Origin of the sequence: Halorubrum tibetense (assembly GCF_042661865.1) — an archaeon.
Lineage (GTDB): Archaea > Halobacteriota > Halobacteria > Halobacteriales > Haloferacaceae > Halorubrum > Halorubrum tibetense.
In genome coordinates this window covers 1-6670 of sequence record NZ_JBHSWW010000128.1, presented here as the reverse complement: position 1 = coordinate 6670, position 6670 = coordinate 1, and the positions used below count along the sequence as shown (strand labels likewise).

Genomic DNA, 6670 nt, shown 5'->3' with positions numbered 1-6670 from the left:
CGCCGGTCGTCGACGAGGCATCGCGCGATCCGGAGGTCGCGGGCGGCGGCGAACGCGTCGCGGAGCTCCGCGACGTCGACGAGACGCATCCCGGACTCAACGACCCGAAGCCGATCGCGACGGTCGAGGCCGACGGCTACGACGCCGTCGTCTTCCCCGGCGGACACGGAACCGTCTGGGACGTGAACCAGGATCGGCACGCGCGCCAGCTCCTGCTCGACGCGGTCGCGGGCGAGAACGGCGTCGCGCTCGTCGTCTGTCACGCGGTCGGTATCCTCGCGTTCACCCGTGAGGCCGACGGGACGCCGCTCGTCGAGGGTCGCTCCGTGACCGGCTTCCCGAACGCGTGGGAGGACGAGGTCGTCGACGATAACGACGTGATGCCGGACGGTCGAAAGCTCCCGTACTGGGTGGAAGACGAGGTGACCCTCGCCGGTGCCGACTGGGACGCCGAGCTCGACGGCGACACCAGCGTTACCGTCGACGGCGATCTCATCACTGCCCGCGGACCGGAGTCGTCCGCCGACGCGGCAGCGACGCTACTGGACGCGTTGTAGGGTAGGCATTGGGAGCCACCCGCTCACCGGATCACGAACGCCGGCTCGTCGACCCGCTCGTGTTTACACTCGGGACAGCGCGACGGTTCGTTGACCGGGTCGTCGAACCCGTCGAAGCCGCAGTCCCGGCAGACGGGCGGGGAGACGAGGAACTCCTCCTCGCCGTCGACGGACCGGGAGACGTGTTCGAGGTGGTCGTATACGGTCGGCGTCGGTAGCGCGAGGTCCACCGCGATCTCGCTCGCGGTCGCCGGCGACTCCCGGAGGGACTCGGCGATACGCTGACGGGTGGTCGATTCCATGCGGCGGGGTAGTCGCGAGCGGATAAAACTCCGACGGCGTTTCCCGGGGTTGACACGAGCACAAGAAGTATGTCACCGGCGCGTGACCGTGGATGCATGAAAGCCGTTGTACTCGCAGGGGGGTATGCGACGCGAATGTGGCCTATCACCCGCAATCGACCCAAGATGTTTCTCCCGGTCGGAGAACGGACCGTTATCGACGAGATCTTCGCCGACTTGGAAGACGACGACCGCGTCGACGAGGTGTTCGTCTCGACGAACGAGCGGTTCGCCGACACCTTCGCCGACTACATCGCCGAGAGCCCGTTCGAGAAGCCCACGCTTTCCGTCGAAGAGACCGTCGAGGAGGACGAGAAGTTCGGCGTCGTCGGCGCGCTCGCCCAGCTCGTCGAGCGCGAGGGCGTCGACGACGACCTGATCGTCGTCGCCGGCGACAACATGATCAGCTTCGATCTCGCCGAGTTCGCCGACTTCTTCGAGAACAAAGGGACGCCGACGCTCGCCGCGTACGACGTCGGCTCCAAGGAGCGCGCGCAGTCGTACGGCCTCGTGCGTCTCGACGGCGACCAGGTGGTCGACTTCCAGGAGAAGCCGGACGAGCCGGAGAGCACGCTCGTCTCGATCGCGTGTTACGCGTTCCCGGCCGAGACGCTTCCGGACCTCGCGACGTACCTCGAAGACGGCGAGAACCCGGACGAGCCGGGATGGTTTATCCAGTGGCTTCAGTCCCGCCAGCCGGTCCACGCGTTCACCTTCGACGGCGCGTGGTTCGACATCGGAACCGCGGAGAGCTACCTCGACGCCGTCGAGTACGCGCTCGACGGAGGGTCGCTCGTCGAAGACGGTGCGACCGTCGAGGACACCGAGGTCGGTGACGTGGTCCACGTGATGGACGGCGCGACGGTGACCGGCTCGTCGCTCGATCGCTCCGTCGTGTTCCCGAACGCGACGATCACCGACTGTACGGTTCGCAACTCCGTGGTGGACGAGCACGCCACCATCGAGGACCTCGACCTGTCGGGCGCGCTGATCGGTGGCTATACCTCGATCACGACCGACGACGGGTTCTGACCGCACCGTCACTGGGGGGCTCGGTTCCGCACGTCGTCGGCCACGCGTGAGCTCATCCGGAGGCTGGCTCCCCGTACGACGGTGAACTCCATGTCCGGGCGCTTCGTGCCGGGACTCAGGAGCGCTCCGTGGGTACGACCGGTTCGTCGTCAGCGGCGTCGGCCATCCCGGTGGCGGTCGCGTGCGTGTGGTGGAAGCAGTCGAGCGCCGGGTCGCCGTCGTCGCTCCGGGCCGGATAGAAACACACCCGTCGGTAACGCTCGTTATCGAGTAGGTTGACGACGAACCCGTCGGCGTGGCGCGACACCGACTCGTAGTCGTCGCCACAAGCGGGACAGCGATCGGGGCTGTTCTGGGGAACGTACATCGTCCTCGGGGCGTCCACACGTCCGATACGATTCCGAAAGCGAAAAGCGTTCGGCGGGGCCGTCGTCTTCCCCTACCGTGTCAGTCGTCCCCGTCGGTCGGACCGGTGTCGGCCGGCGACTCGTTCTCGTCCGTCGGTTCGTCATCGTTCGGAGCCGGAGGCTCCGTGTCGATGTCGCTCGGCTTCGCGTTGCCGTCCTCCCGACGCTCCGTCGACGGGTCGGCTCCGTTCTCCTCGATCACTGCCGCCGTGAGGTCGCTCCGGCCACGCTCGTCGTCACTTCGGGGCGAGTCGTCCTCTGGAGGTCGGCCCCCATCGTCTTCTTTGGCCCCGTCCGTGTCGTCCGTCGCGTCGTCGTCTCGGGGTTCCGGTTCGGCCGGTTTGAACCCGGCGGAGCCGAATCCGTCCGTCACGTCGTGGCCAGTCTCGGTGAGCCGCTCTCGGACGACGTCGCGATCGACGGTTCCGGAGACGGTCCGAGGGAGCTCGTCGGTGTACGCGATCGTTCGTGGGAGCTTGAATCCGGCGAGACGGTCGCGTGCGAACGACATCAGCGTCTCGTCGAGAGCGTCGTCCGGACCGCCGAGATCGGTTTCCTCGACCGCGACGAGCGCAGCGACCCGTTCCCCCCACACGTCGTCTTCGAGGCCGACGACGGCGACGTCCGCCACGGCGGAATGTGACCGGAGCACGTCGGCGACCTCCCCGGGTTCGACGTTCTCGCCGCCGGAGATGATCCGATCGTCGAGCCGGTTAAACACGTAAAGGTAGCCGTCCTCGTCGAGCCGACCGACGTCCCCCGTATGGAGCCCGTGTGGACCGAACGACTCGTCGGGATCGGTGCCGATGTAGCCGGGCGTGATCGTCGGCCCATCCACGACGATCTCGCCGGTTTCGCCGGCGTCGACGGGCGTCCCGTCCTCGTCGACCACGGTCACGTCGGTGCCGAAGAGCGGACGACCGACGGTCCCGACCCGTCCTTTCGTCGCTCGTGGCGTCGCCGTGGCGACCTGTGAGGCGGCCTCGGTCATCCCATAGGTCGGGTGGACGGGGATCGAGTAGTCGCGGCAGCGCTCGATCAGCTCGTCGGGGGCGGGCGCGCCGCCGAGCAGCACCACCCGCAACGAGTCCGAGAGCGTCCCGCGCCGGTCGAGCATCTGGGTGAGCATCGTCGGGACGAGCGAGACGCCGGTCACGTCGTACCGGTCGATGTCGTCGGCGGTACCACCCGGGTCGAACCCCTCACGGAGGACGAGCGTCGTGCCGTAGAGCGCGGAGCGATACACCGGCGCGAGCCCGCCCATATGGTGGAGCGCGAGCGAGACGAGCCACCGGTCGTCGGGGTCGACGCCGAGCCGGAACGCGGACGCGACCGCGGAGGCGTACACGTTTCCTGCCGTCAGCGGCACCGGTTTCGGGTCACCGGTCGTCCCCGAGGTAAAGAGGATACACAGCCGGTCGTCGAACGACCACTCGGGCGGATCGACCGGTTCGGGCTCGACGTCGTGGACGGCGGTGACGGCGTCGGCGTCGGGGTCGTCGACCGAGAACACCGGCACACCGTCGACGGCGCTCAGCGCGTCGTCCTCGGTCGACTCAGCGCAGACGATCGCGGCGAGGTCCGTGCGGTCGACCCGCTCGCCCAGCTCGCGGGAGGTGAGCCGGTCGCCGAGCGGGACGAACGTCGCCCCGATGCGCATCGTCGCGTGGATCAGACCGACCGTGCCGACGTACGGCGGGGTGAGCACGCCGATCCGGTCCCCGGCCTCGATACCGTGTGCGCGAAGTCGACCGGCGGTCTCGGCGACGAGCCGATCGAGGTCCTCGTAGCTCCACGCCTCGCCGTCTTCCGCACGAACCAGCGCGACGTCGTCCGGCGAGGAGACGACGCGATGGGAGAGCCAGTCCCGCATGCTCACACCCCCTGGTGGCGTGGTGCCGATCCCGCCGGTAAGCGTAAGTCACTCATCCGTCGACTGTCGGACGGTAAGGACGGGGACGTCGGCGGTCCGAACGACGCGTTCGGTCACGCTTCCGAGCAGGTAGCGATCCAGGCCTTTGCGGCCGTGAGTTCCCATCACGACCATATCGATCCCGTGTTCGTCGACGTACTCGCGGATGGAACGGTACGCGGTTCCCGTCGTCACGGTCGTCGTCGACTCGACGCCGGCGTCGGTCGCCGCGTCTGCCACGCGTCGTGTCGCCGTCTCTCCCTCCGACTGAAGCGCCTCGACGACGATTTCGGAGCCGGCTTCGAGGGTGGAGTACGCAGCACCGTCGACGACGTACAGCGCGTGTAGCCGAGCGCCGTACTGTGCCGCGATGTCGATCGCGTGTTCGATCGCGGCGTCCGACGCCGGGCTCCCGTCCGTCGGCACGAGTATCTCGTCGTACATATCGATCGGCGATACGCCCGGACCGGATTAAAAACCCGATCCCACCGGTCCGATCGGGCAGCATGCCGCGTCACCGAGTGCGATTCGCTCGTCTTCCGGGTCACCGGAAGCCCATCGCTTCGATCTGTTCCTGATACCGGTTGCGGATGGTGACTTCCGTCACCTGTGCGACGTCGGCGACCTCACGCTGGGTCTTCTTCTCGTTACACAACAGCGACGCGGCGTAGATGGCGGCCGCGGCGAACCCCGTCGGGGACTTTCCCGAGAGCAGGCCCTGTTCGGCGGAGACATCGATGATCTCCGTCGCTTTCGACTGTACTTCCTCGGAGAGCTGGAGGGAGGAGGCGAAGCGGGGGACGAACTGTTTCGGGTCGACCGGTTTGAGCTCCAGGCCGAGCTCCTGGGAGATGTAGCGATACGTGCGCCCGATCTCCTTCTGGGGGACTCGCGACACCTCCGCGACCTCGTCGAGCGAGCGGGGGATCCCCTCCTGTCGGCAGGCGGCATAGAGGGCGGCGGTAGAGACGCCCTCGATCGAGCGGCCGCGGATCAGGTCCTCGTTCAGCGCGCGGCGGTAGATGACGGAGGCGACCTCCCGTACCGAGCGCGGGACGCCGAGCGCACTCGCCATCCGGTCGATCTCCGAGAGCGCGAACTGGAGGTTGCGCTCGCCCGCGTCCTTCGTCCGGATCCGTTCCTGCCATTTCCGCAGTCGGTGCATCTGCGAGCGTTTCTCCGAGGAGAGCGACCGCCCGTACGCGTCCTTGTCTTTCCAGTCGATCGTCGTCGTCAACCCCTTGTCGTGCATCGTCTCCGTGATGGGCGCGCCGACACGGGACTTCGACTGGCGCTCCGAATGGTTGAACGCCCGCCACTCCGGACCGCGGTCGATCGTGCGCTCGTCCAACACAAGTCCACAGTCCTCACAGACGAGCTCCTGATCGGCGTCGGTGACGATCTCGGTCGAATCACACTCCGGGCAGGTGACCGCGTCCTCGTCCGATTCTCGCTCGGTATTCCGCTCCTGTTGACGCTGCCTGCTCGGACGTTCCATTATAAGGTTTCTGGTCATTGTCGTATTTAAGTCTTGTTCACAAATAATACACCAAGTCCGCAGAAACACGTTCGACTCGCACCGACTAGATCGCCGTATTCGGGTTTTATCGGCCGTTTCAAGCGGGTTCTGGCGGTGGCAATCTGGGTCGAAACGGGGGAGTTCGAACCGACCCGAGCACGCCGTCATCACCGGGTGTCAATCCGGTCGCCGCCGCCGACGGCTGCCCATCAAATATTACTATGAAACATTTACAAAGCCTTTTGTATAACCCAAGACTATGGCAGGTATGAGCACGACGGAGTCACCGAGTATCGACGCGGCGCTCGACGGCTGTCGGCCAGCGGAGATCGAACCCGTCGTCATCGACGCGGACGACCTCGAAAGCACCGCCCCCGGGCACCTCCGGGATCTCAAGACCGAGCTCTCCGCTCGTGGGTACCACCCGGCGACGCTGGCCGTCGACGCGTGTTTCGGCGAGGACTGCGCGCTCGCGGCACAGGAAGAAGCGGACCGCCTCCGAGAGTTCGTCCGTGCGGCCGCGTTCCTCGGCGCCGGTCGGCTGGAAGTCACTGTCGGCGACGTCGCCGACCCGGAAACGGTCGAACCGACCCTCGCCGCGCTCGCCGAACGGGCACGACGCGAGGGCGTCGAGCTGGTCCGAACCGACACCGCCGCCTGAGGCGATGGCAACGAAACGGTCGCTCGCGACCAAGCTCGGCGTCGTCGCCGGTTTCGAGGATCCACAGGTCGCGCTCGAACAGTACCCGACACCGCCGGATCTCGCGGCACACGTCGTTCACCTCGCCGACCTCCATGGCGACGTCGACGGTCGCACAGTCCTCGATCTCGGCGCAGGCACGGGGATGCTCGCGCTCGCGGCCGCGCTCGAATGCCCTGCCCGCGTCGTCGGGGTCGAGCTC

The 6670-nt window shown here is 67.1% G+C and carries 9 protein-coding genes; 4 read left to right on the top strand and 5 right to left on the bottom strand.

The window, feature by feature from the left end; translation table 11 throughout:
- Nucleotides 1-557, top strand: a 557-nt coding sequence (locus ACFQEU_RS09460; RefSeq protein WP_379781521.1) for a DJ-1/PfpI family protein, incomplete at its 5' end; no start/stop codon positions are given.
- Nucleotides 558-580: 23 nt separating this feature from the next.
- Here the strand turns inward: ACFQEU_RS09460 and ACFQEU_RS09455 are convergent.
- Nucleotides 581-859 carry a transcriptional regulator gene (locus ACFQEU_RS09455; protein ID WP_379781519.1) on the bottom strand — a complete coding sequence of 93 codons (279 nt, stop codon included), beginning with the start codon at nucleotides 857-859 and terminating at the stop codon, nucleotides 581-583.
- 96 nt (nucleotides 860-955) lie between these two features.
- Between ACFQEU_RS09455 and ACFQEU_RS09450 the strand changes: the two genes are divergently transcribed.
- Complete coding sequence (locus ACFQEU_RS09450) at nucleotides 956-1930, top strand: sugar phosphate nucleotidyltransferase (RefSeq protein ID WP_379781517.1); 975 nt, start codon at nucleotides 956-958, stop codon at nucleotides 1928-1930.
- 115 nt (nucleotides 1931-2045) lie between these two features.
- Here the strand turns inward: ACFQEU_RS09450 and ACFQEU_RS09445 are convergent, their stop codons facing one another.
- The 4 genes from ACFQEU_RS09445 to ACFQEU_RS09430 all read right to left on the bottom strand — a co-directional run bounded on the left by ACFQEU_RS09445 (nucleotide 2046) and on the right by ACFQEU_RS09430 (nucleotide 5747).
- Nucleotides 2046-2297, bottom strand: coding sequence for a hypothetical protein (locus tag ACFQEU_RS09445; protein ID WP_379781523.1), 252 nt, complete (start codon nucleotides 2295-2297; stop codon nucleotides 2046-2048).
- An 80-nt stretch (nucleotides 2298-2377) separates the two neighbouring features.
- Nucleotides 2378-4210 carry an o-succinylbenzoate--CoA ligase gene (menE, locus tag ACFQEU_RS09440; RefSeq protein ID WP_379781515.1) on the bottom strand — a complete coding sequence of 611 codons (1833 nt, stop codon included), beginning with the start codon at nucleotides 4208-4210 and terminating at the stop codon, nucleotides 2378-2380.
- A gap of 48 nt (nucleotides 4211-4258) precedes the next feature.
- Nucleotides 4259-4693 (bottom strand): universal stress protein, encoded by a 435-nt coding sequence (locus ACFQEU_RS09435; RefSeq protein ID WP_379781513.1) that lies wholly within the window; start codon nucleotides 4691-4693, stop codon nucleotides 4259-4261.
- Nucleotides 4694-4793: 100 nt separating this feature from the next.
- Nucleotides 4794-5747 carry a transcription initiation factor IIB gene (locus tag ACFQEU_RS09430; protein WP_379781511.1) on the bottom strand — a complete coding sequence of 318 codons (954 nt, stop codon included), beginning with the start codon at nucleotides 5745-5747 and terminating at the stop codon, nucleotides 4794-4796.
- 289 nt (nucleotides 5748-6036) lie between these two features.
- On the opposite strand from ACFQEU_RS09430, the gene ACFQEU_RS09425 reads away from it, so the two are divergent.
- Nucleotides 6037-6429 (top strand): DUF7961 family protein, encoded by a 393-nt coding sequence (locus ACFQEU_RS09425; protein WP_379781509.1) that lies wholly within the window; start codon nucleotides 6037-6039, stop codon nucleotides 6427-6429.
- A 4-nt stretch (nucleotides 6430-6433) separates the two neighbouring features.
- Nucleotides 6434-6670, top strand: a 237-nt coding sequence (locus ACFQEU_RS09420; protein ID WP_379781507.1) for an METTL5 family protein, incomplete at its 3' end; no start/stop codon positions are given.

Excerpts from the sequence above, each read along its gene's own strand:
- ACFQEU_RS09455 (WP_379781519.1), bottom strand. The coding sequence starts at position 859 with ATGGAATCGACCACCCGTCAGCGTATCGCCGAGTCCCTCCGGGAGTCG.
- ACFQEU_RS09450 (WP_379781517.1), top strand. The coding sequence starts at position 956 with ATGAAAGCCGTTGTACTCGCAGGGGGGTATGCGACGCGAATGTGGCCT.
- ACFQEU_RS09445 (WP_379781523.1), bottom strand. The coding sequence starts at position 2,297 with ATGTACGTTCCCCAGAACAGCCCCGATCGCTGTCCCGCTTGTGGCGAC.
- menE (WP_379781515.1), bottom strand. The coding sequence starts at position 4,210 with ATGCGGGACTGGCTCTCCCATCGCGTCGTCTCCTCGCCGGACGACGTC.
- ACFQEU_RS09435 (WP_379781513.1), bottom strand. The coding sequence starts at position 4,693 with ATGTACGACGAGATACTCGTGCCGACGGACGGGAGCCCGGCGTCGGAC.
- ACFQEU_RS09430 (WP_379781511.1), bottom strand. The coding sequence starts at position 5,747 with ATGGAACGTCCGAGCAGGCAGCGTCAACAGGAGCGGAATACCGAGCGA.
- ACFQEU_RS09425 (WP_379781509.1), top strand. The coding sequence starts at position 6,037 with ATGAGCACGACGGAGTCACCGAGTATCGACGCGGCGCTCGACGGCTGT.